Origin of the sequence: Phycicoccus sp. Root101, assembly GCF_001426245.1 — a bacterium.
Lineage (GTDB): Bacteria > Actinomycetota > Actinomycetes > Actinomycetales > Dermatophilaceae > Pedococcus.
In genome coordinates, this window is sequence record NZ_LMCM01000001.1 from 616,540 (window position 1) to 640,939 (window position 24,400).

Annotated in this window: 23 protein-coding genes; 8 read left to right on the forward strand and 15 right to left on the reverse strand. The window is 69.9% G+C overall.

Annotated features, from left to right (window positions below; translation table 11 throughout):
• Window positions 1–310 precede the first annotated feature (310 nt).
• From ASC58_RS02855 to mctP, 3 genes are all read left to right on the forward strand, one after another.
• Complete coding sequence (locus ASC58_RS02855) at window positions 311–2,023, forward strand: hypothetical protein (RefSeq protein WP_056918276.1); 1,713 nt, start codon at window positions 311–313, stop codon at window positions 2,021–2,023.
• Between the two features lie 140 nt (window positions 2,024–2,163).
• On the forward strand, window positions 2,164–2,460 hold the full coding sequence (locus ASC58_RS02860; RefSeq protein WP_200947709.1) for a DUF3311 domain-containing protein: 297 nt from the start codon (window positions 2,164–2,166) through the stop codon (window positions 2,458–2,460).
• Window positions 2,457–4,136: a monocarboxylate uptake permease MctP gene (gene mctP / locus ASC58_RS02865; protein ID WP_056918277.1), complete on the forward strand. Its 1,680-nt coding sequence runs from the start codon at window positions 2,457–2,459 to the stop codon at window positions 4,134–4,136. Before ASC58_RS02860 ends, mctP begins: the two co-directional genes overlap by 4 nt.
• 88 nt (window positions 4,137–4,224) lie before the next feature.
• On the opposite strand, the gene ASC58_RS02870 is transcribed toward mctP, so the two are convergent.
• The 5 genes from ASC58_RS02870 to ASC58_RS02885 form a co-directional block, all read right to left on the reverse strand.
• On the reverse strand, window positions 4,225–5,526 hold the full coding sequence (locus tag ASC58_RS02870) for an HD-GYP domain-containing protein (protein WP_056918278.1): 1,302 nt from the start codon (window positions 5,524–5,526) through the stop codon (window positions 4,225–4,227).
• Window positions 5,523–6,971, reverse strand: coding sequence for an HD-GYP domain-containing protein (locus ASC58_RS02875; protein ID WP_157598333.1), 1,449 nt, complete (start codon window positions 6,969–6,971; stop codon window positions 5,523–5,525). Before ASC58_RS02875 ends, ASC58_RS02870 begins: the two co-directional genes overlap by 4 nt.
• A 63-nt stretch (window positions 6,972–7,034) precedes the next feature.
• The gene (locus ASC58_RS20865) at window positions 7,035–7,196 is read right to left on the reverse strand and encodes a hypothetical protein (RefSeq protein ID WP_157581381.1); all 162 of its coding nucleotides are present in this window, start codon (window positions 7,194–7,196) and stop codon (window positions 7,035–7,037) included.
• A gap of 393 nt (window positions 7,197–7,589) precedes the next feature.
• Window positions 7,590–7,817 carry a mycothiol system anti-sigma-R factor gene (rsrA, locus tag ASC58_RS02880; protein ID WP_235529062.1) on the reverse strand — a complete coding sequence of 76 codons (228 nt, stop codon included), beginning with the start codon at window positions 7,815–7,817 and terminating at the stop codon, window positions 7,590–7,592.
• 53 nt (window positions 7,818–7,870) lie between these two features.
• Window positions 7,871–8,494 (reverse strand): sigma-70 family RNA polymerase sigma factor, encoded by a 624-nt coding sequence (locus ASC58_RS02885; protein WP_056917216.1) that lies wholly within the window; start codon window positions 8,492–8,494, stop codon window positions 7,871–7,873.
• A gap of 251 nt (window positions 8,495–8,745) precedes the next feature.
• Between ASC58_RS02885 and ASC58_RS02890 the strand changes: the two genes are divergently transcribed.
• Complete coding sequence (locus tag ASC58_RS02890; protein WP_056918280.1) at window positions 8,746–9,288, forward strand: ferritin; 543 nt, start codon at window positions 8,746–8,748, stop codon at window positions 9,286–9,288.
• Here ASC58_RS02890 and ASC58_RS02895 read toward each other — a convergent pair.
• Entirely contained in the window at window positions 9,285–9,938 is a 654-nt protein-coding gene (locus ASC58_RS02895) for an alpha/beta family hydrolase (RefSeq protein ID WP_056915298.1), read from the reverse strand. The genes ASC58_RS02890 and ASC58_RS02895 overlap by 4 nt on opposite strands.
• On the reverse strand, window positions 9,935–10,873 hold the full coding sequence (locus tag ASC58_RS02900; RefSeq protein WP_082552862.1) for an SOS response-associated peptidase: 939 nt from the start codon (window positions 10,871–10,873) through the stop codon (window positions 9,935–9,937). Before ASC58_RS02900 ends, ASC58_RS02895 begins: the two co-directional genes overlap by 4 nt.
• A 96-nt stretch (window positions 10,874–10,969) precedes the next feature.
• On the opposite strand from ASC58_RS02900, the gene ASC58_RS02905 reads away from it, so the two are divergent.
• From ASC58_RS02905 to rsgA, 3 genes are read left to right on the forward strand one after another with little or no spacing between them, the layout of a single operon-like run.
• Entirely contained in the window at window positions 10,970–11,509 is a 540-nt protein-coding gene (locus tag ASC58_RS02905) for a DoxX family protein (protein WP_056915299.1), read from the forward strand.
• Window positions 11,496–12,878: a 3-phosphoshikimate 1-carboxyvinyltransferase gene (gene aroA, locus ASC58_RS02910; protein ID WP_082552863.1), complete on the forward strand. Its 1,383-nt coding sequence runs from the start codon at window positions 11,496–11,498 to the stop codon at window positions 12,876–12,878. The genes ASC58_RS02905 and aroA overlap by 14 nt, the downstream gene beginning before the upstream one ends.
• A complete protein-coding gene (rsgA, locus tag ASC58_RS02915) occupies window positions 12,875–13,912 on the forward strand; it encodes a ribosome small subunit-dependent GTPase A (protein WP_056915300.1) in 1,038 nt (345 codons plus the stop codon). The genes aroA and rsgA overlap by 4 nt, the downstream gene beginning before the upstream one ends.
• A gap of 141 nt (window positions 13,913–14,053) precedes the next feature.
• Here the strand turns inward: rsgA and ASC58_RS02920 are convergent, their stop codons facing one another.
• From ASC58_RS02920 to ASC58_RS02945, 6 genes are all read right to left on the reverse strand, one after another.
• A complete protein-coding gene (locus tag ASC58_RS02920) occupies window positions 14,054–15,097 on the reverse strand; it encodes an ABC transporter ATP-binding protein (protein WP_056915301.1) in 1,044 nt (347 codons plus the stop codon).
• Window positions 15,090–16,136, reverse strand: a complete 1,047-nt coding sequence (locus tag ASC58_RS02925) for an ABC transporter ATP-binding protein (protein WP_082552864.1) — start codon at window positions 16,134–16,136, stop codon at window positions 15,090–15,092. Before ASC58_RS02925 ends, ASC58_RS02920 begins: the two co-directional genes overlap by 8 nt.
• Before the next feature lie 19 nt (window positions 16,137–16,155).
• On the reverse strand, window positions 16,156–17,088 hold the full coding sequence (locus tag ASC58_RS02930; RefSeq protein WP_056915302.1) for an ABC transporter permease: 933 nt from the start codon (window positions 17,086–17,088) through the stop codon (window positions 16,156–16,158).
• A complete protein-coding gene (locus tag ASC58_RS02935; RefSeq protein WP_056915303.1) occupies window positions 17,081–18,007 on the reverse strand; it encodes an ABC transporter permease in 927 nt (308 codons plus the stop codon). Before ASC58_RS02935 ends, ASC58_RS02930 begins: the two co-directional genes overlap by 8 nt.
• Before the next feature lie 248 nt (window positions 18,008–18,255).
• On the reverse strand, window positions 18,256–19,917 hold the full coding sequence (locus tag ASC58_RS02940) for an ABC transporter substrate-binding protein (protein WP_056915304.1): 1,662 nt from the start codon (window positions 19,915–19,917) through the stop codon (window positions 18,256–18,258).
• Between the two features lie 219 nt (window positions 19,918–20,136).
• Window positions 20,137–20,610 (reverse strand): DUF2231 domain-containing protein, encoded by a 474-nt coding sequence (locus ASC58_RS02945; RefSeq protein ID WP_056918281.1) that lies wholly within the window; start codon window positions 20,608–20,610, stop codon window positions 20,137–20,139.
• Window positions 20,611–20,783: 173 nt separating this feature from the next.
• Here ASC58_RS02945 and hisN point away from each other — a divergent pair, with 173 nt between their 5' ends.
• Window positions 20,784–21,575, forward strand: a complete 792-nt coding sequence (gene hisN / locus ASC58_RS02950; RefSeq protein ID WP_056915306.1) for a histidinol-phosphatase — start codon at window positions 20,784–20,786, stop codon at window positions 21,573–21,575.
• A 91-nt stretch (window positions 21,576–21,666) separates the two neighbouring features.
• Here hisN and ASC58_RS02955 read toward each other — a convergent pair whose 3' ends face one another.
• Both ASC58_RS02955 and ASC58_RS02960 read right to left on the reverse strand, forming a co-directional pair.
• On the reverse strand, window positions 21,667–23,049 hold the full coding sequence (locus ASC58_RS02955; protein WP_056918282.1) for a pitrilysin family protein: 1,383 nt from the start codon (window positions 23,047–23,049) through the stop codon (window positions 21,667–21,669).
• Complete coding sequence (locus ASC58_RS02960) at window positions 23,046–24,329, reverse strand: pitrilysin family protein (RefSeq protein WP_056915308.1); 1,284 nt, start codon at window positions 24,327–24,329, stop codon at window positions 23,046–23,048. The genes ASC58_RS02955 and ASC58_RS02960 overlap by 4 nt, the downstream gene beginning before the upstream one ends.
• Window positions 24,330–24,400 lie beyond the last annotated feature (71 nt).

The following is a 24,400-nucleotide window of genomic DNA, read 5'->3' on the forward strand; positions in this document are numbered from 1 at the left end:
CGAGCCATCGGGGCGGGCGTCTGCTCTGCCCCTACTGCGTGGATCCCGGTCGGCGTACACTGGCCGGTTGTTGACGGCCCACGAACGGCCCCGACCACTCCGCCTGAGGCGTCCCAGCCCGCCCACCCAGGCCGAGTCCTGCTGGGGCCGGGCGCGGGTGACAGGACGCCGGTAGCCGCACGATCCGACGTCTGCACGATTTCCGGATCCACGACACCCTGGGTCCGCGAAGGGGCGGAGGGGTCCACCCGTCGGGGCGACCCCGGTTCGGCTTGGCCCAGGCTGTCACACGGCCACAAAGGTGAAGCCTGTGAAACGACCAACTCTCCTCGCGCTGGGAACGGCGTGCCTGCTCTGCCTGACTCCGTTCTGGTCCGCCGGAGCGGCAGCCAGCGTTCGACCGTCGGCCTCCGCGCCGGCCTCTGCGTCGGCCGCGTCGGCCAGCGCCCACCCGGCGTACCGCGAGCCCCTCTGCCAAGGGCGCTCCTCCCTCTGCGCGGACACGTTCGACAACCCCGCCGGCGAGTACGTCGGCCACGACGAGCCGTCCGTCCTGTTCAAGTCGGGAGTGCGCGGCTCCGGCAACGACATCACCTACACGGTCGAGCTCCCGCGCGACCCCAGGACCCAGCCCACGGCGTCCGGGGCGACCGGTTCCACCTGGAACTTCCAGCTCCGGCCGACCTTCTGGTTCGGCCTCACTCTCTGCGACACCGAGTCTGCGCCGGAGTTCACCAAGACCTGCATCCCCGACTCCGACCGCAACGACCTCGTCGGCACCGACCCGACCGCCCCCGACTACATCGGCAAGCACCCCGGCAACGCCTACATGGAGCTGCAGTTCTACGGACCGGGGTACGTGCCGCAGTTCGAGGGCTTCGGCTGCACGGCGACGCAGTACTGCGCGGCCATGACGATCGACAGCTTCAACCTCGACCAGAACACGGGGGTCGCCAACACGGCGGCGTGCGACAACTACCTGCTGGGTGGAGTGGAGCCCATCAACTGGGCGTACATCACCCGCGACGGTCACTCGCAGGCACCGGCCAACCCCCTGTTCACCGGCACCTTCGACAACCCGGACCTGACGGCGGTCTCCCCCGACCCCGCCAAGGACCTGTTCATGAACCCCGGTGACCGGATCCGGATCCACATGCACGACACCACCGCAGGGCTGCGGATCGACCTCGACGACCTCACGACCGGCCGGGACGGATCGATGACCGCCTCGGTGGCCAACGGGTTCGGCCACGTCCTCTACACGCCCACGTCGAACACGTGCCAGGCCGCGCCATACGCCTTCCACCCGGAGTACTCCACGGCGAACCCGCGGGGCAACACGTGGTCGGCCCACACCTACAACGTGGCGATGTCCGACGAGATCGGGCACTTCGAGAACTGCCTGGCCCTCGATGCGGCCTTCAACTGCACCGATCCCGGCAGCCAGGACGCCGGCGGCCTCGACGAGGACGACGGCAACAGCTTCTGCGTCCCGGCGGAGGACTCCACCCTGGTCAAGATCAACGGGTGCTTCAGTGCCGACGAGGACTTCGACGGCCAGTCCTACCGTAACGACTGGCCCGGGACGTTCCGCAACGTCGCCCTCGACCGCGCCCTGCACCCGTCACCGGTCCGGTTCACCAGCCCCGTGGCCAACGGCAGGACGCAGTACTCGAGGGTCGCCTTCGAGACCGACCTGCCCCGCATCGAGGCAGCCGACTCCCAGGACAGCCCTCCGTTCTGCGACCGGGTCACTGGTGCGAACTGCGTGAACCCGCCGCACGGGGCGCAGTTCTACCCGATCTTCACGACCGCCAAGGCGCACGGACGGTGCATGTGGCAGGAAGGTGGGCGGTTCATCCCGGGGACGACCAGGACCTTCGGGGGCACCTCGACCTCGGAGTACGGGCCGCTGCTGAAGACGGTCTACCCCACGGTCGGCTTCACCACGACCACGCGCATCAACAACTTCAACAGCGGGGACCTCAGGAACCCCTGCCGCGCAGGGCACGGAGATCACTGATCCGCTCCCTCACCCACCGGGGGCCGACCTCTGCCGAGGTCGGCCCCCTCCGCGTCGCATCCCACCATTACCTGCGAGTCGGGCATACGGTGCCTTCCGGACTGCGTGCCCGCCGTCCCCACTTCCACCTGGAGGTCACCGTGAGTGCTGACACCGACGTCGACCACGACACCGTTCCACCTGCCAACAAGGGGCTGCTGGCGGTCGCCGCCGTGCTGCTGGCCCTCCCGATGATCGCGCTGCTCTGGGTGAGCAGCTACTCGCGCAAGGACCCCGAGCTCTGGGGCTTCCCGTTCTTCATCTGGTACCAGTTCCTCTGGGTGTTCCTCTGCTCGGCCATGACGTATGCCGCGTACCGCCTCGTGCTCAAGGCGCGGCCGCACCGCCCGATGCCGGGACACCCCGACCACCGCTCGCGTGAGGAGAACGTCCGATGAGCACCCTCGTTCCGGCGGCGACCGGCACCGGCGGCGTCAACGGTGTCGCCCTGTCCGTCCTGATCGTGCTCTTCCTGCTCGTCACGGTGATGGGCTTCTGGGCCACGAAGTGGCGCCAGGCCGACTCGATGGAGTCGCTCGACGAGTGGGGCCTCGGTGGCCGCCGCTTCGGCACCTGGGTGACGTGGTTCCTGCTCGGCGGTGACCTCTACACGGCCTACACGTTCGTCGCGGTGCCGGCGGCGATGTTCGCGCTCGGGTCCGTCAGCGGCTTCTTCGCGGTGCCCTACACGATCGTGCTCTACCCGATCATCTTCATCTTCATGGCCCGCCTCTGGTCGGTCAGCCACCGGCACGGCTACGTCACGCCGGCCGACTTCGTCAAGGGTCGCTACGGCTCGCGCAGCCTCTCGGTCGCCGTGTCGGTCACGGGGATCCTCGCGACGATGCCGTACATCGCCCTGCAGCTCGTCGGCATCCAGGCCGTCCTCGAGGTGGCCGGCGTCGGTGGTTCCTCGCTGCTGGCCAAGGACCTGCCGCTGTTCATCGCGTTCGCCCTGCTCGCGGCGTACACCTACTCCAGCGGCCTGCGGGCCCCGGCCGTCATCGCCTTCGTCAAGGACGCACTGATCTACCTCGTCATCATCGTCGCGGTCATCTACCTGCCCTCCAAGGTCGGCGGCTGGGACCACGTCTTCAGCGCGGCCGAGGCGAAGATGGCCAAGCCGAGCGCGGCCAACCCGGCCAAGCCCACCGGCGCGTACATCCCCAACGCCCAGCAGTACTGGGCCTACGCGACGCTGGCCTTCGGCTCGGCCCTCGCCCTGTTCATGTACCCGCACTCGATCACGGCGACCCTGTCGAGCTCGAGCCGCAACACGATCCGCCGCAACGCCGCGATCCTCCCGGCGTACTCCTTCGTGCTCGGCCTGCTGGCCCTGCTCGGCTGGGTCGCCATCGCCGCCGGCACCAAGCCGATCGGCCTCGACGGCAAGCCGAACGCCCAGCTCGTCATCCCGCAGCTGTTCGAGGACATGTTCCCGTCGTGGTTCGCCGGGGTGGCCTTCGCCGCCGTGGCGATCGGCGCCCTCGTGCCGGCGGCGATCATGTCGATCGCGGCGGCGAACACGTTCACCCGCAACATCTACCGCGACCTGATCAAGCCCGACGCGACGCACGCGCAGGAGGCCAAGGTCGGCAAGCTGGTGTCCCTGCTGGTCAAGGCGTTCGCCCTGATCTTCGTCCTCACGCTGGACAAGCAGAACGCGATCAACTTCCAGCTCCTGGGCGGCATCTGGATCCTCCAGACGTTCCCGGCGATCGTCGCGGGGCTCTACACCCGCTGGTTCCACCGCTGGGCGCTCCTCGCGGGATGGGCCGTGGGCATGCTCTACGGCACCATCACGGCCTACAAGGTCATCAACCCGGCGACCAAGGGCCACTTCGGCGGCTCGCTCGACATGATCCCCGTCATCGGGAAGATGGGCTACATCGGGATGACGGCCTTCGTCATCAACCTGGTCATCGCGGCGATCCTCACCGTGCTGTTCAACGCGCTCAAGGTCGACTCCGGCAAGGACGAGACGATCCGGGGCGACTACTTCGCCGACGCGGACGACCCGCGCGTCGAGAAGAACGTCTCCATGGACGCGCACCTCACCACCGGCACGCCGTAGCCGAGGGCCACGCCACGGACGAGGGCGGCACCGGGACCTGGTCCCGGTGCCGCCCTTCGTCGTCGCGCCTGGCCGCGCGCCCGGACCCCTACTGGCCGGGCGCTCCGGTCCGGCGACGGCGCGTCAGGAAGCGGGTGAGCGAGTCGACGACCCGGGGGTCGTACTCGTAGCCCAGGCCGAGGTGGATGCGCTCCATCGCACGGTCGGCGTGCAGCCCGTTCGGGCCGCTCAGGTCGTCGTAGGCGTTGGCCACCTTGATGATGCGACTGGCCATGGGCAGGTCCTGGCCGAACTCGCGCACCTGGCGGTACGGCGTGATCTGGGCCTCCATGATCGTGGCGACGTTGTCGAGGACACCCGTGCTGCGGACGATCTCCGCACCGTCGTGGGCGATCCGCTGCTGGTCCGCCGGGGCGGCCATGACCGTCGCCCCCTGCGGGATCGGCTCGCGCAGCGCCACCTGGCCCAGGTCGTGCAGCAGTGCGGCGTACTCGAGGTCGGTCAGCTCGCGCTGGCTCATGCCGAGGTCGCGCCCGACCGCCATCGAGATCTCGGCCACGCGCTGGGCGTGCTGCGGAACCGTGTAGTGCGTGCGGTCGGTGAGCGACGACAGCGCCCCGATGGTCTGTCGGTAGGTCTGCCGGATCGAGGCGTACCGCTGGACGGCGAAGTAGGTCAGGACCAGGGGGAACAGGAACAGCGGGAGGGCCACGACCCCGAGGGAGTATGCCGCCAGGGCGATGAGGGTCCCGGACGTGACCAGAGCGGTGGCGAGCCCGATCGTGGAGCGGATCTCGTCGACGATGCTGCGCACCAGTGGTCCGTGCTCGTGACCGGCCCGGACGACCGCCTGGAGGGTCAGGTCGACGAGCATGGCCACCGACCCCACGCACAGCATCACCACGGCCACGAGCCAGCGCCGGGAGTCCCACATGACGGCGTGGCCGAGGAGCGTGACCCCGTCGAAGGTGACGCTGCGGTAGAGCAGGGGCACCACGGCGGCACCGATGAACCGGGCGGACAGACCCGACCAGTTGACCGTCCGGCGGTTCGCCTCGAGCAGTCCGTTGCCGACGAGCATGCCCGCGCCGATCGTCACGATGACCACGCCCGCACCCACCGGCGGTTCACCCGGCGGCGCGATGTCGGCGAGCCCGAGGGCCAGGGCGGCCGCCGAGGACATGGGGGCCGTGAGGCGTCCGGCGAGGACGGTGAGGCGGGCCGTCTCACCGAGCGCGATCGCGACGACGAACACGGCCAGGGTGAGCAGCGTGCTCACCCCGAGCGCACCGAACTGGGACAAGGATGCCCAGCAGGCGGTGGCGAGCAGCACTCCGGCGACGGCGACGGGGAGACCGAGCTCGAGGCCGCGCGCGAGCAGCCGCTTCACGCCCGGCCCGCCAGGTGCTGGGTCTCGACCCGGGGTGCGCCGTGGATCAGCGAGCGCAGGTCGGGACGACCGGCCAGCCGGTCGGACATCTCGGGCTCGTCGTGGTCGAGGGCGGGCCCCTGCGGGAGCTCGTCCTCGGGGTGGCGGGTCGGCGTCCAGTCGTGCCGACCCAGGACCTTGGCGAGCGCTCCGACGACGCGCGGGTCGAACTGGGTGCCCGACCTGTGGGTGACCGCCTCGAGGGCGTCGGGGGTCGAGAGGGCCTCACGGTGCGAGCGGTCCGTGGTGAGGCAGTCGAACGTGTCGGCGACCGCGATGATGCGCGCGGCGAGCGGGATGTCGTTCCCGGCCAGGCCCAGGGGGTACCCGAGGCCGTCGAAGCGCTCGTGGTGGTGGGCGATGCCCTCCTTGGACCCTACGAGGAACTCGATCTCCTCGATCAGCTCGACACCGCCGAGCGCGTGGTCGGCCAGGATCACCAGGTCCTCGTCGTCGAGGACCTTCCGGGAGCGCAGGATCCGGCTCGGCACCCGCACCAGGCCGACGTCGTGCAGCATGCCCGCGGTGCGGACGTCCTGGATCTCCTTGGGCGTCAGCCCGACGTCCTCGGCGATCCACTCGCACAGCTGGGCGACGCGCTCACTGTGCCCGACGTTGTGGGGCATCTTCGTCTCGACCGCGGTGACGAGTGCCTTCAGGGTGCGCTCGTGCGCCTTGAGCTCCTCGCCGTACTGGTCGAAGGCCCAGCGGGCGACCAGCAGGGGTGCGAGGACGAGCACCCCGGCGAACCACCCGACCTTGGCGGGGATCCAGAGGACCACGAGGAGGAACCCGATGACGCCGTACCCGACGTAGGCCAGGCCGCTCGTGGTCAGCAGGCTGAGGACGCGGGTGCGGATGGGGCTGCCGCTGGAGACGCGGAGCACGAGCGCGATGAGCAGGGCGTTGAGCAGGCACTGGGTCACGTCGGTGACGACGAGGGGCAGACCCACGTGCAGCAGGACCTCACCGGCGGACATGTCGGCCGAGACGATGTCGCGGCCGCCGACTGCGAGGTAGACCAGGCCACCGGCCACACCGAGGCCGCTCATCATCGCCACGTTGAACGCGGTGGCCACCTTGGGGCCACTGGTCACCTTGGCGAGCATCGCGACGGCGCCGACGATGCCGGCTCCCACGGGGCCGACGATCACCGCGGCCGCGACGAGGATGATGCTCAGGAAGCTGATGCGCACCCGGCTGATCAGCTCGGTCTCGCGCAGGAGGACGCCGCCCGCAGCCAGGGCGGTCAGGACACCGATCGCCGGCCAGTCCTGGGGCGGCCCGTCGACGTGGAGGGCCAGCACGACCAGGGAGAGCGTGAAGGCGTAGACGCTTCCGACATAGGCGAACACGGCAGGGCGGTAGAGCGTCGATGCCTGGGATCCTGATCGGGCGGCGCTCACGTCACCAATCTACGGCGTGAGCGACCCGCCCGTATCCGGACCAGAAGATCAGGACCCGGAGCGTCAGATGCTCTCGAGGCCCTTCCAGTCCCAGCCACGCGAAGCGCCGTCGACGCCCTTCCAGTCCCAGCCACGGGCGAACTCGGTCGGGCCGTCGGTGGGGGTCCAGACGAACGTGTCGTCCTGGCCGAGGATGGACTCAAAGATGGTGGTGATCGTCTTCATGGCTGGGGTGCTCCTTCTGCTCGGGGGATGGTCCCTCATCCGTTCGGACCATTTCGAGCCGTCATTGCGCCTAGGTGTCAGGGGTGCACCGTGGTCGCAGGACTATGATGTCCCGGCCGTCGAGAGCGCGCAGGCGGAGTAGTTCCTTCTTTGCCAAATCTTGAAGGTTCGCTGGAACTTCGGGGTGTACAGACCTCCTCAAAAGGGGCCTTCTCCCCCTCTGCGGCGTGGAGCACACATGTCGCTGTGCGACAATGACGGCAGGAAGGGCGCTGTCCTGGCGCCACCGGACCACCCGACGGAGACACCCATGAGCAAGCGCGCCCGCAAGCGCCGCTCTCGTGGTGTCCGGGGTCGTGCCGGCAGGTCTGGTGCGACGCTGCCGAGGAGGCGCTACTCGGAGATCTCGTACCGGATCGTCGTGATCCGGGCCATGATCTCGGTCCGCAGCTGAACCGGTGCCTCCTCGCAGGCGCAGGAGCGCTTCACGAGCGCCTTGAGTGCCTGGTCGAGGTCGTACTGCTTCAGGCAGGGCGAGCAGGCCTCGAGGTGGTGGGCGATCTTCTCCGTGTCGTCACGGGTCATCTCGCCGTCGAGGTACTCGTAGACCCGGTGCAGCACCTCGGAGCAGTCTGCTCCTGCGGCGTCTCCCTGACCTGAGTCGCTTCCACACATCATGAGTCCGCTCCCTGGGTCGCGAAGCCGCGCTCGGCGGCGTAATCGGTCAGCAGCTCACGCAGCTGCCGCCTGCCTCGGTGCAGCCGGGACATCACGGTGCCGATCGGCGTGTCCATGATCTCGGCGATCTCCTTGTACGCGAAGCCCTCGACGTCGGCGAGGTACACCGCCATACGGAAGTCCTCCGGAAGGTCCTGCAGCGCGCGCTTCACCTCGGTGTCGGGGAGGTGGTCCAGCGCCTCGGTCTCGGCCGAGCGCAGGCCGGCGGAGCTGTGGGACTCGGCCCGGGCGAGCTGGTAGTCCTCGATCTCCGACGCGTCCGACTGGAGCGGCTCGCGCTGCTTCTTCCGGTAGCTGTTGATGTACGTGTTGGTGAGGATGCGGTACATCCACGCCTTGAAGTTCGTGCCCGGGCGGTACTGGTGGAACGCGGCGAAGGCCTTCGTGTAGGTCTCCTGCACGAGGTCCTCGGCGTCGGCCGGGTTGCGCGTGGTCCGCAGCGCGGCGGAGTACAGCTGGTCGAGCAGCGGCATGGCCTCGCGCTGGAAGCGGGCCTGCCGCTCCTCGGGCGACTCGGTGGCCACGTCGACGGTCGCGTCGGGGGCAGGGGTCTCAGTCATTGCCCTCCAGCCTAGCCCGCTCGTCGAGCGGCTCGGCCCGGTCGTGGTGGTCGTGCTCGACGTGGCACCCGCGGACAGGCCCAGCTGCACGGGTGCGGTCGTGCCACCCTCGGGCGGCGAGGCGGTCAGCATTGGCACGGTGCGGCTCCTTGGAGGCCGGGTCGAGGACCCTCGGGCTCCGGTTGCGGGTGGGGACATCTCGTGCAACGGCTCCGCCCCGGGTGTCATTCCCCGCGCGCTAACCTCGGCCCATGTCGCGCCACGCCAACCCCACCTTCGTCCAGCTGCTCGCTGAGCAGGTGAGGCACGAGTTCACCGCGAGCCAGCAGTACATCGCGATCGCGGTGTGGTTCGACGACCACGACCTCCCTCGCCTGGCCGCGCACTTCTACGCGCAGAGCGTCGAGGAACGCAACCACGCGATGATGATGGTCCAGTACATGCTCGACCGGGACTGGCCGGTGACCATCCCTGGCGTGGACGAGGTCCGCGGTGAGTTCGACAAGCCCACCGCGCCGATCGAGCTCGCCCTCGCCCAGGAGAAGGCCGTCACGGCCCAGATCGAGGCACTCTTCCGCGCCGCCCGTGAGGAGGGCGACGTCCTCGGCGAGCAGTTCATGCTGTGGTTCCTCAAGGAGCAGGTCGAGGAGGTCTCCTCGATGAACACCCTGCTGACCATCGCGGTCCGCGCGGGCACCGACTGGTTCCAGATCGAGGACCACCTCGCCCGCGAGGCCGTCGGCGACGGTGGCAACGACGCCTCCGCACCCGAGGCCGCCGGCGGCGCGCTCTAGCCTTCCGCGCCCTGCTGGTCCCCCAACCCGGCGAGGAACGCCGCGGCAGCGCGGACCAGGGCCCCGGTGTCCCTCACGGTGTGCTCACCGACGACCTCGGTGACCAGAGCGGGGTCGGGAAGCTCCGCCCTGACCTCCGCGGGGGTGCCGAACGGGTCCCGGGTGCCCTGGACCACGTGCAGCGGTATGCCGTGGGCCAGCGGTGCGCGCAGCTCACCCGCGCGGGAGGTCTCCGGCCTGCCCGGCGGGTGGAGGGGGAAGGCCAGGCAGAGCACCGCGTCGGCCCCGACCAGGTGGGCGGTGCGGCACGCGACCCTGGCGCCGTTGCTCTTCCCGGCCACGACCAGGGGCTGAGGGAGCCTCCCCCGACCCGTGGTCAGCGCCTGGACGACCGGCACCCACGCCTCGTCCTGCGGACCGGGCCGCGGCGGGGTGCGGCGGCCGGCCACGCCCCACGCCTGGTGGACGAGGGCGACGGCCCACCCCTGCGCGACCAGTCCGTCGCGGACGGCGAGCACGTCGCGGCCGTCCACCCGGCCGCTGGCCCCGTGGGTGAGCACCACGGTCCCGCGGGCGTGGACGGGCCGCTGCACCTGCACCACGGCAGGCCCCAGCGTCGTGGGCACCTCGACCGTGCGCACCGTGGTCATGCGGGGTTCGCCCCGCCCACGGTCTCGGCGGACGGCACGGTCGACACAGCGGTCGACGCCGGGGCGGGCGACGTGGCCGCACCGCCGGTGCCCACGATCTCCCCCGTCATCGGGTCGACCACGCCCTCGAGCTCGGCCTCCCCCGCGGGCTCGATGAGCTGGGGCCCGTTGCTGCGGTTGGAGGACACCGCCGTGCCCACCGGGTACGCCTCGAACCGCCCCGGGCGGGAGAACGCCAGCAGTGCGCCCACCTCGGCGGTGTCGGTCATCTCCGGGTCGAGCCACGTGGCCCAGTCCTCGCGCTCGAGGACGAGCGGCTGGCGGTCGTGGATCCGGTCCAGGCCGGGCTCGGCGTCGGTCGTGATGATCGTGAACGTCGTCAGCCAGGCCTGCGGGTCGTCCTTGTCGGCGATCTCGCGGTCCCGCCAGAACTCGTAGAGACCGGCGAACGCCACGACGTCGCCGTCGGCCCGGTGCATGAAGAACGGCTGCTTGCGCGGGTTCCCCTTGGCGTCGGTGGCGACGGGCGACTTCTGCCACTCGTACCAGCCCTGCGCCGGGACGAGGCAGCGGCGGGACGCTGCGGCCTTCGCGAACGAGCTCTTCTCCAGGACCGACTCGGCCCGGGCGTTGATCATCCGCATCCCGATCTTGGTGTCCTTGGACCAGCTCGGGACCAGTCCCCACGTCAGCAACCGCAGCTGCCGCACCGGACCCGCGTCCGCGGCATACGCCTCGTCGGTGTCGCGGGGCACCCGCGAGAGGACCACGGGGGCCTGCTTGCTGGGGGCGAGGTTCCAGTCGGGGGCGCCCGCCGGCGGGCTCTGGGGGTTCTTGAGGATGCTGCGCGACGGGTCGCCGGTGCGGTCCTGCTCGACCTCGAACTCCTCCACGAGCTCGTCGGGATTCGCCGTCGCCGCGTACCGTCCGCACATGGTGGACAGGGTACGCAGCGACGCCGACGCGCCCCATACGGTAGGAAGGGAGCCGATGGGGAAAACCCGTCTCCCCAGACGTCCACAGGAGTGATCATGACCCTCGTCCGCCGTGTGGCCCGCCCGATGCTCGCCGCGATCTTCGTGGTGCAGGGGCTCGAGCAGCTGCGGCACCCCGCCGCGCTCAAGGCCAAGGTGGCCCCGTTCGCCGAGCAGGTCGCCCCGCTGGGCCTGCCCAACGACCCCGAGCTGCTGGTCCGCGCCAACGGCGCGACGATGGTCGGTGGTGGAGCGCTGCTCGCCACGGGCCACTTCCCGCGGCTGGCCTCGCTCGCGCTGGTCGGCTCGCTGGTGCCGACGACGTATGTGGGACACCGGTTCTGGGAGGAGACCGACCCCGCGGTGCGCACCACGCAGCGGATCGGGTTCCTCAAGAACCTCGGGCTCCTCGGAGGGCTGCTGCTCGCCTCGGTCGACACCGAGGGCAAGCCCGGTCTCGCCTACCGTGCGGGCCTGGCCAGCGACTCCGCCAAGCGGGTCGCGAAGCAGACCCGCCGCGAGGCCAAGCACGCGGCGCGTGCCGCCCGTCGCGAGGCCAAGCTCGCCGCGTCGCAGGCCCACGATGCCCTCACCTGATCCCGTCCGACCCCCCACCCGCCCCTCGGACCCGTCGCTGAGCGCCACGTCCACGGCGCCTGCAGAGGGCGACTGGTCCGTGCCCGCGGCCCCGGGACCCGTCGACGCCGACGTCGTCCTCCCCGGGAGCAAGTCGCTCACCAACCGCTTCCTCGTCCTGGCCGCGCTGGCCAACGGCCCGTCCCGGCTGCGTCGCCCGTTGCGCTCGCGCGACACGTTGCTCATGGCCCAGGCGCTGCGGCAGCTGGGAGCCGGGATCGAGGACACGACCGCGCACTCCGGCGAGCTGCCGGACTGGGTCGTCACGCCGGCGACGCTGCGCGGCGGCGCCCGGGTGGACTGTGGGCTCGCCGGCACCGTCATGCGCTTCCTGCCCCCGGTCGCCGCCCTGGCTGCCGGGCCGGTGGCGTTCGACGGCGACCCGCAGGCGCGCGTGCGGCCGATGGGGCCGGTCCTCGACGCCCTGCGCGCCCTCGGCGCCGACCTCGACGACGGTGGCCGTGGCACGCTGCCCTTCACCGTCCGGGGCCGGGGCAGCCTCCCCGGTGGCGCGGTGACCCTGGACGCCTCGGCGTCGTCCCAGTTCATCTCGGCCCTGCTGCTCGCCGGCCCGAGGTACGACCGGGGCGTCACGATCCACCACGACGGGAAGCCGGTCCCTTCCGAGCCGCACATCGAGATGACCGTCGAGACCCTGCGCGACGCCGGTGCCCTCATCGACGACAGCGACCCGGACACCTGGCGCGTCGAGCCCTCGGAGATCAACGCCCTCGACGTGCAGGTCGAGCCGGACCTGTCCAACGCCGCACCGTTCCTCGCCGCAGGGCTGGTCACCGGCGGGCGGGTGACGGTCCCCGGCTGGCCGCACCACACCACCCAGGCCGGCGACGCCATCCGCGACATCCTCGACGCCATGGGTGCCGACGTGAACCTCAGCCGCGAGGGGCTGACGGTGTCGGGCACCGGCGAGGTGTCGGGGATCGACGTGGACCTGCACGACGCGTCCGAGCTGACGCCGGTCGTGGCGGCCGTGGCCGCGCTCGCCGACTCCCCCAGCGTGATCCGCGGCGTGGCCCACATCCGGGGCCACGAGACCGACCGCCTGGCAGCCCTCGCCCGCGAGCTCGGAGCCCTCGGCACCGTGGTCACCGAGACCGAGGACGGGCTGCGGATCGAGCCGAAACCGTTGCGGCCCAGCCTCTTCCACACCTACGCCGACCACCGCATGGTGATGGCCGGTGCGGTGCTGGGGCTCCGCTGCCCGGGCCTGGTCATCGAGGACGCAGGCACCGTCGCCAAGACGCTGCCCGAGTTCACCACGCTGTGGCACCGCCTCGTGTCGCCGGGCACCAGCGCAGCGGACGCATGAACCGCAAGGCCACCGACTACGACGAGAGCGACGTCCGGGTCCGCCCGAGCCGGAGGGGTTCGCGTCCGCGGTCGAAGGACCGCCCCGCCCACGAGGACGCGGTGCCGGGCTTCGTGGTGGCCGTGGACCGCGGCCGCTACACCGTGCTCATCCCCCGGGGCACCGGCCGCAAGGCGGCCCCCGAGCGGCTCGTGACGGCCATGAAGGCGCGCGAGCTCGGCCGCAAGGGCATCGTGGTCGGCGACGACGTCGGGCTGGTCGGCGACACCACCGGCAACCCCGACGGACTGGCCCGCATCGTCCGGCTGACCCCACGCCGTTCGGTGCTGCGGCGCAGCGCCGACGACACCGACCCCGTGGAGCGGGTCATCGTCTCGAACGCCGACCAGCTGGTCATCGTTTCCGCCCTGGCCAACCCCGAACCCCGGCCGCGCCTGATCGACCGCTGCCTCGTCGCCGCCTACGACGCCGGCCTGGAGCCCCTCCTCGTCCTCACCAAGGCCGACCTCAAGGACCCGTCGGAGTTCCTCGGGAGCTACGCCCCGCTCAACGTCCCCAACGTCGTCACCTCGACGGGCGAGTCCGGCTTCGACGGGCTGGAGGGCCTCACCGAGCGCCTCGTCGGCCGGGTGAGCGTCTTCGTCGGCCACTCCGGCGTCGGCAAGTCCACGCTGGTCAACGGCCTCGTGCCCGACGCACGACGGGCGGTGGGCATCGTCAACGACCACACCGGCCGTGGCCGCCACACCTCCTCCTCCGCGGTCGCCCTGCGCCTCCCGGACGGCGACGGGTGGGTCATCGACACCCCCGGTGTGCGCTCGTTCGGCCTGGCCCACGTCGACCTGGGCCGCATCATCCAGCACTTCCCCGACCTCGAGGCCGGCACCGGCCTGTGCCCCCGCGGCTGCACCCACGACGAGGACGAGTGCGCCCTCGACGCATGGGTCGAGTCGGGCCAGGCGGGTCCGGCAGGGGCGTCCCGGCTCGAGTCGCTCCGCAGGCTCCTGCGGGCCCGCTCGGGCGAGGCCGACTGAGTCCCGACGTGTTCCGGGCGCGGTCCCGCCCACGGCGACTCCTGCAGCGGGAGCCACCCTCACGGCATGGCAACCAACGACCGCGCCGCCCCCCGTCGAGGGGAGCGGCGCGGTCGTTCGTGCGTATGCCGTGCGGGGACGTCAGACGGCGTTGCCGGCACCCTGCTCGGTGAGGTCGATCGTCTCGATGATCTCGCGCGGCTGGGCGAAGTGGCAGGCCGACAGGTGCTCGCCGGCGCCGTCGGGGCGCAGCTCGAGCAGTGGGATGTCGGTCTTGCACTTGTCCTGCGCCTTGAAGCACCGCGTGTGGAACCGGCAGCCCGAGGGCGGGTTCGCCGGCGAGGGGACGTCGCCCTTGAGGACGATCTGCTCCTTCTTGTCGCGCAGCGTCGGGTCCGGCACCGGCACGGCCGACAGCAGGGCCTGGGTGTAGGGGTGGGTGGGACGACCGTAGATGTCGTCCTCCTCCCCCAGCTCTGCCATCTTGCCGAGGTACATCACGCCGACGCGGTCGGAGATGTGACGCACCACGGACAGGTCGTGGGCGATGAAGATGTAGGACAGCCCGAGCTCGTCCTGCAGCTTCTCCATGAGGTTGACGACCTGCGCCTGCACCGACACGTCGAGAGCCGAGACCGGCTCGTCGCAGATCAGCACCTTGGGGTTGAGCGCGATGCCCCGGGCGATGCCGATGCGCTGGCGCTGGCCACCGGAGAACTGGTGCGGGTAGCGGTTGATGTGCTCAGGGTTGAGGCCCACCAGGTCGAGCAGGTCCTGCACGGCCTTGCGGCGGCCCTTCTTCGGCACCACGTCGGGGTGGATGTCGAACGGCTCCCCGACGATGTCGCCGACCGTCTTGCGCGGGTTGAGCGACGTGTAGGGGTCCTGGAACACGATCTGGATGTCGCGACGCAGCTTGCGCATCGCGCGACCCTTCTGCGCGTACATGTCGACACCGTCGAACACCACGGAACCCGAGGTGGGCTCCTCCAGGCGCATCAGCAGGCGGCCCAGCGTGGACTTGCCACAGCCGGACTCACCGACGATGCCCAGCGTCTCGCCCTTGAGGAGCTCGAAGCTGACACCGTCGACGGCCTTGACGTGGCCGACGGTGCGGCGCAGGACGCCACCCTTGATCGGGTAGTGCTTGACCAGGTCGGTCGCGGTCAGGATGGCTTCAGCCATTGAGGACCTCCTCGGCGAAATGGCAGGCGGACTCACGGCCGGGAGCAACGAGCCGCAGCGCGGGACGGTCCTCACGGCAGACGTCCTGGGCGTACTTGCAGCGCGGGTTGAACGCACACCCTTCGGGGATGCGCATGAGGTTCGGCGGGAGACCGCCGATCGCCGCGAGCTGCTGGCCCTTCTGGTCCAGTCGGGGAATCGACTCGAGCAGGCCTTTGGTGTACGGGTGGGCGGGCTGGCGGTACAGGTCGTACACGTCCGCGCGCTCGACGATGCGGCCGGCATACATGACCGCGATCTTGTCGGCCACGTCGGCCACGACGCCCAGGTCGTGCGTGATGAGGATGAGCCCCATCTGGCGCTCCTCCTGGAGCTCCTGCAGCAGCGCCATGATCTGGGCCTGGACGGTCACGTCGAGCGCGGTGGTCGGCTCGTCCGCGATGAGCACGGCCGGGTCGAGCGCGATGGCCATGGCGATCATGATGCGCTGGCGCATCCCGCCGGAGAACTGGTGCGGGTAGGCCTTCACCCGCTCCTTGGCACCCGGGATCTGCACGCGCTGCATGAGCTTGATCGCCCGCTCGAGCGAGTCGGAGCGGTTCATGCCGCGGTGCACGCGGAACATCTCGGCGATCTGCCAGCCCACCGGGAAGACCGGGTTGAGCGAGGACAGCGCGTCCTGGAAGACCATCGAGATCTCCGGGCCACGGGTCTTGCGTCGCTTCTCCGCCTGCATGGTCAGCAGGTCCTCACCGCAGTAGCGGATCTGGCCCTTGGGGATCACGGCAGGCGGCACGTCCAGGATGCCCATGATGGCCTGCGCCGTCACGGACTTGCCGGATCCCGACTCGCCGAGGATGGCCAGCGTCTGGCCCTCGTACAGGTCGAAGTTGACGCCGTTGATGGCCCTGGCGATGCCGTCGGCGGTGTGGAACTCGACGTAGAGGTCCTCCACCTCGAGCAGCAGCCCGTCCTTGGCGTGGTACTCGGAGCCGGCCGCGGCCTTGCCGCGGCGCGTTCCGGTGTCAGTTGTCGTCATCTGTGTGTGTCTTTCCCGCTCAGCGCGACTTCGGGTCGAAGGCGTCGCGCACGGCGTCACCGAGCATGATGAAGGCCAGCACCGCAAGGGAGAGGAACAGGCTGGGGAACAGCAGGATGTGCGGGTAGGTCCGCACAGCCACGAGGGCGTCCGAGATCGCGACACCCCACGAGACGGCCGGCGGCGTGAGCCCGATCCCGAGGAAGCTCAAGGTGGCCTCCGCGGTGATGAACACACCGAGGTTGATCGTCGAGACCACGATGACCGGCGCGAGCGCGTTGGGCATGACGTGGGACCGGATGATCCGCCAGGGGCTGGCGCCGAGGGCCCGCGCCGCCTGCACGTAGTCGTTGGGCTTGACCTGCAGCACCGACGAACGCATCAGGCGGGCGATGCTCGGCCACCCGAAGACGGACAGCACCAGCACGACCTTGCCGACCACCACGAGGTAGGGCGTGTTCTGGTCGTTCGGGAAGGTGGACATGAACAGGATGCCGCCGAGGAGCAGCGGGATCGCGAAGAAGATGTCCGTCACGCGGGAGACCAGGGTGTCGAGGAAGCCGCCGTAGTACCCGGCGAGGACACCCATGACCAGGCCGATGACCACCGTGGCCAGCGTCGAGAAGACACCGACGAGGATCGACGCGCGGGCACCGTAGACGGTGCGCGAGTAGATGTCGTAGCCCTGGATGTCGCGACCGAACCACGCGTCGGCCCCTGGTTCCGCACGGGCCTCCTTGAGGACGGCTGCGCCGGGGTCGACGTTGGTGAACAGCTGCGGCACGAGTGCCATGACCACGAACAGGGTGATCAGGCTGACGGAGACCCAGAAGATCGGGTTCCCCTTGAGCTGGCGCCAGGCGTCGGACGCGAGCGAACGCCCCTCGTCCGCCTGGCCACCCACCGGCTGACCGGCCTCTGCGGAGACGGCGATGGTCGATGCCTCAGTCATGGCTGATCCTCGGGTCGAGCACGCCGTACAAGAGGTCGACGAGCAGGTTGGCGATGAGGAAGACGAGCACCAGGACGGTCACGGTGCCGACGACGCTCACGGGGTCGCGGTTGCGGATGCCGGTGAAGAGGAACCCACCGACGCCCTGGATGTTGAAGATGCGCTCGGTCACGATCGCGCCACCGAGCAGGCCGCCGAAGTCGGCGCCGATGAAGGTGACGACCGGGATGAGGGAGTTGCGCAGGGCGTGCACGCTCAGCGTGCGCCGGCGGGTCAGGCCCTTGGCGGTCGCGGTGCGCAGGTAGTCGGCCCGGAGGTTCTCGACGAGGTTGGTGCGCGTCAGGCGGGCCACGTAGGCGATCGAGGCAGAACCGAGGACGAAGGCCGGGAGCAGCAGCTTGTAGTACGTGACGTCGGAGCCCACGGTCGCCGGGAAGATCGGGTACTTGAGGCCGAAGTAGTACTGCAGCGTCACACCGATGACGAAGATCGGGATGGAGATGACGAAGAGCGTGCTCACCAGGACCAGGTTGTCGATGAACCGGCCCTTGCGGATGCCGGCCAGCACACCGGCGATGATGCCGATGACGGTCTCGAAGACGATCGCCATACCGGCCAGCTTGGCCGTGGTCGGGTAGCGGAGCTTGAGCTCGTCAACCACCGCGAGGTCGCGGAAGTTGGTGCCCAGGTCACCGTGGAGGAGGTTGCCCATGTACGTGAAGTACCGGACCAGGAACGGGTCGTTGAGGCCGTGCTTGTCACGGAACTCGGCCACGAAGGCAGCCGGGCACGGACGCTCGCCGCAGAGCCCGATGGTGGGGTCGCCGGGAAGGGCGTAGACCATGACGAAAATGATGAACGTGGCTCCAAGCAGCACCGGGATCATCTGAATCAGTCGCCGAAGGATGTACTTGTACACGTCACCTCCTTGGGTTTGACGCCAGCGGGATGGGGTGTTCCCGGCAGCGTGGCTGGACGAGCGGGGACGCTACCTCAGGTTGGCGTCGCTGCCCATCACAACATAGTCGTATAGGGGGTGCTGGGGGCATCAGGCGGGTCACGCCACGACTGTCCCCGGACAGGCCATCGGCCTGCCGACACTGGGCCGGCAGGCCGACGACCTGTCTGGATCCGCTCACCCGATCAGGGTGGGCGAACCGGGTCGACTTACTTCAGCGCGAGGCTGGAGAAGTCGATCGTGCCGAACGCGGTGATCTTCACGCCGGTGACCTTGTCGGACCAGCCGAAGGTCGCGGTGGAGTACCACATCGGGATGGCCGGCATGTCGTTGGCGAGCAGTGCCTCGGCCTCCTGGTACTTCTGGTTGGCCTGAGCAGCGTCCGTCGAGGCAGCAGCCTCGGTGAGGAGCTTGTCGAACTCAGGGTTGCTGTACTTGCCATCGTTCGAGGACGCGCCGGTCTTGAAGATCGGGGCGAGGAAGTTCTCGATCGACGGGTAGTCCATCTGCCAGCCGGTGCGGAACATGCCCTTCTGCTTGCCCGCCGCGATGTTGCCGCGGAAGGTGGAGAAGTCCACGACCGGGGTGGCGACACAGTCGACACCGAGGGCACCCTTGATGGAGTTGCAGGTCGCCTCGACCCACGCCTTGTGAGAAGCGTCAGCGTTGTAGGCGATCGTCATCTTGCCGCCCTTGAAGCCGCCGGCCTCGTCCAGCTTGGCCTTGGCCTTGGCAGCGTCGAAGGTGCAGTACTCGCCACAGGCGTTGGCCTTGTAGCCGTCGACGACCGGGGAGACCCAGCCGGTGGCGGGCTGACGGGTGTTGTTGAAGATCTGCTTGATGATCGTCGGACGGTCGATGGCCATCGAGATGGCCTGACGGATCTTCGGGTCGGCGTAGTTCGGGTCGACCTTGACCGGCGCGAACGTGATGGTCTGGATGACGCCAACGGCCTTCTGGGCGTTGCGGTCAGGCAGGTCCGTCTTGTACTTGTCGTCGATCATCGCCGAGGAGGGAACCTCGTCGGTCACGTCGAGGTTGTTGGCCTGGACGTCGGTGTAGGCAGCGTCAGCGTCCTGGTAGATCTTGAACGTGATCGCGTCGAGCTTGCCACCGAACTTGCCCGAGTAGTCAGCGAACTTGCTGAGCTTGATCTCGGTGTTCTTGGTCCAGGAGTCGAGCTTGTACGGGCCCGCGCCGACCGGCTTCTCGCCGTAGGCCTTCGGGTCGCTGAAGAAGGTGTCCGGCAGCGGCGAGAACGCCGAGTAGCCGAGACGGACCGGCATGTTGGAGACCTTCTCGGTGGTCTTGATCGTGAAGGTGTAGTCGTCCTTCACGGCGAGACCGGTGAGGGTCTTGGCCTTCGGCGTGAACCCCTTGCAGGGGTCCTCGGCGTCGGTGCCGGCGCACTGCATGTCACCGAAACCCTCGATGGGCTCCATGAAGTACCCGGAGGACTGGGCGTTCGGGCCGTAGGCGGCGTAGTTCCAGGCGTCGACGAAGTTCTTCGCCTTGACCTCGGTGCCGTCCTGGAACTTGTAACCCTTCTTGATCGTCACCGTGAAGTTCTGGTTGTCCGTGGTGTCGATCTTGTCCGCGATGTCGTTCTCCGGCGCACCGGTCTCGGGGTTGTAGTGGACGAGCTTCGCCGTGATGGCGTCGAGCACGTTTCCACCACAGGTCTCCGTGGTGTTGCTGGGAATGAGGGGGTTCTGGGGGTTGCACCCACGGACCGTGACAGCGCCGCCGGCCTTGCCGCCTGCACTGGAGCTGGTGGCCTTGTCGCCGCTACCGCCACCACAGGCAGCTGCGAGCAGCGCCACGGTGGAAATACCAGCAACCATGGTCACCGTGCGAGTAAGTCCTCGCATTGATGTCCTCCTACTTAGGGTCTGCCGTTCGAGTGAACGGTCGGTCCGGGCTGCACGCCGGTCGGAGTGCAGCCCTGTAACGCCCAGGGCGTCGTGTTGTGGCACCCATGAAAGAGCAAGGAGGGAGTAAAGGCGACGTTCTGAGCCAACCCGAGACAAAAACGTGATCGTCCCGCAGCCGACCTGAGAGCAGATCTTCGGCGTGAGTGGCTTTTCGACCTATTGGGACGTGTTCCTCACGATCTGCCCCCACACGGCCTCGGCGCCCGAATGACCCACCCGGATGGTCCACACGACCACGACCCCGGCGGCCGCCGTGACCAGCACGGACAGGGCCGTGCGCACCTGCTGACCGGTGGTGGCGGAGGCCGACACCCGGATGCGGTGGACCTGCACGAGGACCGCGGCCAGGAGCAGCGCACCGGCCATGAGGGGCAGTGGTCCGGCGAGGTGACCGTGCTCCACCGCGGCCTGGCCACCGAGCCGTCGCTGGAGCGCCTCCCCCGACTGCTTGGCCACGAAGGTCATGACCATGACGACGGCGTCGGCGGCGACGACGAGCCACCCGGCGGTCGCCCGTCCCGGTCGACGCCAGGCCCAGACCAGCGTGACGAGGGCCATCAGCGGCAGGAGCACCACGACGCCGTGCACCACGAGGGCGTGGACGGGGAGTCCGAGGACGGTGTCGAACACGGCAGGCTCCTGCGGGTCGGTCGGGTCCGGTGCGGACGGGCTGTCGGGACCTCAGGTCCGCCGACGCTAGCGGTGGACAGCTCGGGCCGACACCCCTTCGCGGCTGGGAGATTGCTGTGAGTGCACCCGTGGCGGTCCCTCGCCGCACCGGGGGGACGGGCTAGCGTGGCCGGGTGCCCTACGACGACGACCTGCGCCTCGCCCATGTCCTGGCGGACGCCGTCGAACGCATCACCATGGCGCGGTTCCGCGCCGAGGACCTCGTCGTCGAGTCGAAGCCGGACCTCACCCTGGTGAGCGATGCGGATCGCTCCGCCGAGGAGCTCGTGCGTTCGCAGCTCAAGCGCACCAGGCCCCGCGACGCCGTCGAGGGCGAGGAGTTCGAGACCACGGGTCACGGCCCGCGACGGTGGGTCATCGACCCGATCGACGGCACCCACAACTTCGTCCGTGGCGTCCCCGCGTGGGCGACGCTGATCTCCCTGGTCGACGAGGGGCAGCCGGTCCTCGGCCTCGTGGCCGCACCGGCGCTCGGCCGGCGGTGGTGGGCTGCAACGGGATCCGGCGCCTGGTCCGGTCGCAGCCTGACCGCCGCGAAGCGCATCCACGTGTCACGGGTGTCCCGGATCGAGGACGCCTCCCTGTCGTACTCGAGCCTGTCGGGATGGCGTGCCCTCGATCGGCACCAGCAGTTCCTCGACCTCACGGACGAGTGCTGGCGCACGCGCGCCTACGGAGACTTCTGGTCCTACATGCTCGTCGCCGAGGGGGCCGTCGACATCGCGGCGGAGCCCGAGCTCGCGGTCTACGACATGGCGGCGCTGGTCCCAATCGTCACCGAGGCCGGCGGCCGGTTCACGTCGCTGGCGGGCACCGTGGGTCCGTGGGGTGGCAACGCCGTGGCCACCAACGGGCTGCTGCACGACGAGGTCCTCGCCCGTCTGGGTACCGACGCGCGCGCCTGAACCGCTGACGAGGCACCTCGTTCGCGCCGCGCCGCGCCCCGGACGCCGGACAGCGCCCGACGGCCCGGCGCCATCCGGCGTCCGGCTCACGTCAGTTGGGGACGACGGTGACCTCGCCGACGCCCAGCTCGCGGATGGCGTCGGCATACGTCGAGGCGTCCCCGACCACGACGACGGTCCACTCCCCCTGCACCCACCGGCGGTAGGCCTCCTGGAGGTCCTTCGGACCGAGCTCGCGCATCTGCTCGAGGTTGCGGGTGGTGAACTCCGTCGTGAGCCCCTCCAGGGCCATGGTCGAGGCCTCGTCGGCGACCGCGTCGGCCGTCGCGTAGCGGCCGGGTGCGGTCTTGCTGACGAAGTCAACCCCGGAGCGCACCTCCTCCTCGCCGAAGCCTTCGCGACCGCTGCCGAGGATCTCGAGCAGGAGCTGCACGGACTCCACGGTGGCGTCGGCGCGGACCGACCCCGAGGTGAGGAACAAACCGCCGGAGCTGCGCGGCCGGAAGACCGAGCGGATGCCGTAGGTGTAGCCCTTCTCCTCACGGAGCACCGCGTCCACCCGTGCGTTGGGCGAGCCGCCGACCACGAACCCGAGGACGGGGTATGGCGCCCAGCCACCTTCGACGCGTCGGTCCGGGCCCGCGCAGCCCACGAGGACCTCGCTCTGCACCGAGCCCGGCCGGTCGACCAGCACGATCCGCGCGGCGTCGGCGGCGCGGAGGGCGGGGACCGCGTCCGGTACGGAGGCCTCGGCGGTCCAGGTGCCGAGGGTGCGCTCGACCATGCCGAACACGTCCAGGTCGGACAGGTCGCCGGCGACGACCGCCGTCATGCCCTGCGGGCCGACGTGCCTGGCGTGGAAGTCCACGACGTCCTGTCGCGTCAGCGCTGAGATCGACGTGGCCGTGCCGGCCGACGGCCGCGAGGCCCGGTCCTGCGCGTCGTAGAACGTCGCGACGAACGCGCGCGCGGCGCGCTGGGGCGCGAGGGCCCGCTCCTGCTCGATCTCGGCGAGCCTGGTGCGACGGATGCGGTCGACCTCGGTCTGCGGGAAGACCGGCTCGGAGAGTGCGAGCCGCAGGAGGTCGAGGGCCTCCTCGAGGCGTCGCTTGGGCACGTCGAGGTCGACCCCGACACCGGCCTCGTTGACCGAGGCCCCGAGCGCGATCCCCTTGCGCTCCAACAGCTCTGCGAACTCCTCGGGCGAGTGCTCGGCGGTCCCCTCGTCCAGCAGCCGTGCCATCACGGTGGCCACGCCCTCGACCTCGCGCGGCTCGGCGGACAGGGGAAGGGGCAGCGCCGTGCGCACCGAGATGACGTACTGCCCCGGGATGTCGTACGCCAGCACCTCGATGCCGTTGGAGAGGGTCTGCCGGGTGGGGACCGGGAAGCTCCACGGACCCGGCGGCGTGACCTCGGGGCGCGGGGCACCATCCTGCTGCGGGGTCTCGGGGGTGGTGTGTCCGGTGCTCATGCTGCGTCCTCCTGCGTCGCCACGAGGTGGCGCACGACCGCCCTGCTCTCGGGTGCCAGCCACGCCTGCGCCGCGGCGCGCACCTGGTCGGGGGTCACCTGGCCGATGCGGTCCAGGAACGTGTTGATGAACTGCGCGTCGCCGTGCAGGAGTGCGTGCTGGCTGATGAGGTCGGCCCGCTCCTCCTGTCCCGCGAGTGCGGACAGCCAGCTGCGCTCGGACTGCGCCATCGCGGACTCGGCCTCGACCTCGGTCGGGCCCTCCTTCGCGAACCGCTCGAGCTCCTCGACCACGGCAGCCTCGATGGCCTGCGGGTCCTGCCCCTCGGCGACGTCCACGACGAAGAACCCGAGGCTCACGCCGTCGACGAACCCCATCGCGTGGGCCTGCACTGCGTTGGCGACCTGCTCGCGGCGCACCAGGCGCTGCACGAGGCGCGAGGTCGACAGCCCACCCAGGGCGTCGATCGCGAGCGCCGCCGCGAAGAACTCCTCGGTGTTGTCGGCCGGCAGCCGGAACGCGATGTGCAGCCGGTCGTTCGGCACCGGTCCCGGCCGGTCGACGTGCACCGGCGCGGGCAGCGGCTCGAGCTGCGGGAGGTTGGCGCGTGGCGTCTCGGCACTGGCCGGCAGGTGACCGAAGTAGCGCTCGGCCGCGGCGAAGCCCTCCTCGGGGGTCAGGTCGCCGACGAGGGTGAGCACGGTGTTGTTCGGCCCGTAGTAGCGGCGGAAGAACTCGTGCACGTCCTCGACGCTGGCCGCGTCGAGGTCCTCCATCGACCCGATCGTCGGGTGGTGGTAGGGGTGCCCCTCGGGGAACACCGCGGCATACACCTCGATCAGGGCCTTGCCGTAGGGCACGTTGTCGTAGCGCTGGCGCTTCTCCTCCTTGACGACGTCCCGCTGGTTGTCGAGGTTCTCCTGGTTGACCGCGTCGAGGAGGTACCCGTGCCGGTCGGCCTCCATCCAGAGGGCCAGCTCGTACGCACCCTTGGGGACGGTCTCGAAGTAGTTGGTGCGGTCGAACCACGTCGTCGCGTTGAGGCGTCCGCCCTCGGCCATCAGCCGGGTGAAGTGCTCACCGCTGGCGATGTTGCGCGAGCCCTGGAACATCAGGTGCTCGAAGAGGTGCGCGAAGCCGGTGCGTCCGGCGACCTCGTGGCGCGAGCCGACGTTGACCCAGAGGTTGACCGTGACGTTCGGGACGCTGGTGTCGGGAGAGACCACGACACGCAGGCCGTTGGGCAGCGTGAACTCGTGGATCGGGTAGTCCAGGGGCATGGCTGCACCCTAGGCGAACGCCCGCCCGCGTGCCTGCGTGCGGCGAACTTCCTCCCCCGCCAACGCCGCCC

Coding starts and splice junctions, on each gene's coding strand:
- mctP (WP_056918277.1), top strand. CDS start 2,457: ATGAGCACCCTCGTTCCGGCGGCGACCGGCACCGGCGGCGTCAACGGT.
- ASC58_RS20865 (WP_157581381.1), bottom strand. CDS start 7,196: ATGAAGACGATCACCACCATCTTTGAGTCCATCCTCGGCCAGGACGAC.
- ASC58_RS02885 (WP_056917216.1), bottom strand. CDS start 8,494: ATGACTGAGACCCCTGCCCCCGACGCGACCGTCGACGTGGCCACCGAG.
- ASC58_RS02890 (WP_056918280.1), top strand. CDS start 8,746: ATGTCGCGCCACGCCAACCCCACCTTCGTCCAGCTGCTCGCTGAGCAG.
- ASC58_RS02895 (WP_056915298.1), bottom strand. CDS start 9,938: ATGACCACGGTGCGCACGGTCGAGGTGCCCACGACGCTGGGGCCTGCC.
- ASC58_RS02900 (WP_082552862.1), bottom strand. CDS start 10,873: ATGTGCGGACGGTACGCGGCGACGGCGAATCCCGACGAGCTCGTGGAG.
- ASC58_RS02905 (WP_056915299.1), top strand. CDS start 10,970: ATGACCCTCGTCCGCCGTGTGGCCCGCCCGATGCTCGCCGCGATCTTC.
- aroA (WP_082552863.1), top strand. CDS start 11,496: ATGCCCTCACCTGATCCCGTCCGACCCCCCACCCGCCCCTCGGACCCG.
- rsgA (WP_056915300.1), top strand. CDS start 12,875: ATGAACCGCAAGGCCACCGACTACGACGAGAGCGACGTCCGGGTCCGC.
- ASC58_RS02920 (WP_056915301.1), bottom strand. CDS start 15,097: ATGGCTGAAGCCATCCTGACCGCGACCGACCTGGTCAAGCACTACCCG.
- ASC58_RS02925 (WP_082552864.1), bottom strand. CDS start 16,136: ATGACGACAACTGACACCGGAACGCGCCGCGGCAAGGCCGCGGCCGGC.
- ASC58_RS02930 (WP_056915302.1), bottom strand. CDS start 17,088: ATGACTGAGGCATCGACCATCGCCGTCTCCGCAGAGGCCGGTCAGCCG.
- ASC58_RS02940 (WP_056915304.1), bottom strand. CDS start 19,917: ATGCGAGGACTTACTCGCACGGTGACCATGGTTGCTGGTATTTCCACC.
- ASC58_RS02955 (WP_056918282.1), bottom strand. CDS start 23,049: ATGAGCACCGGACACACCACCCCCGAGACCCCGCAGCAGGATGGTGCC.
- ASC58_RS02960 (WP_056915308.1), bottom strand. CDS start 24,329: ATGCCCCTGGACTACCCGATCCACGAGTTCACGCTGCCCAACGGCCTG.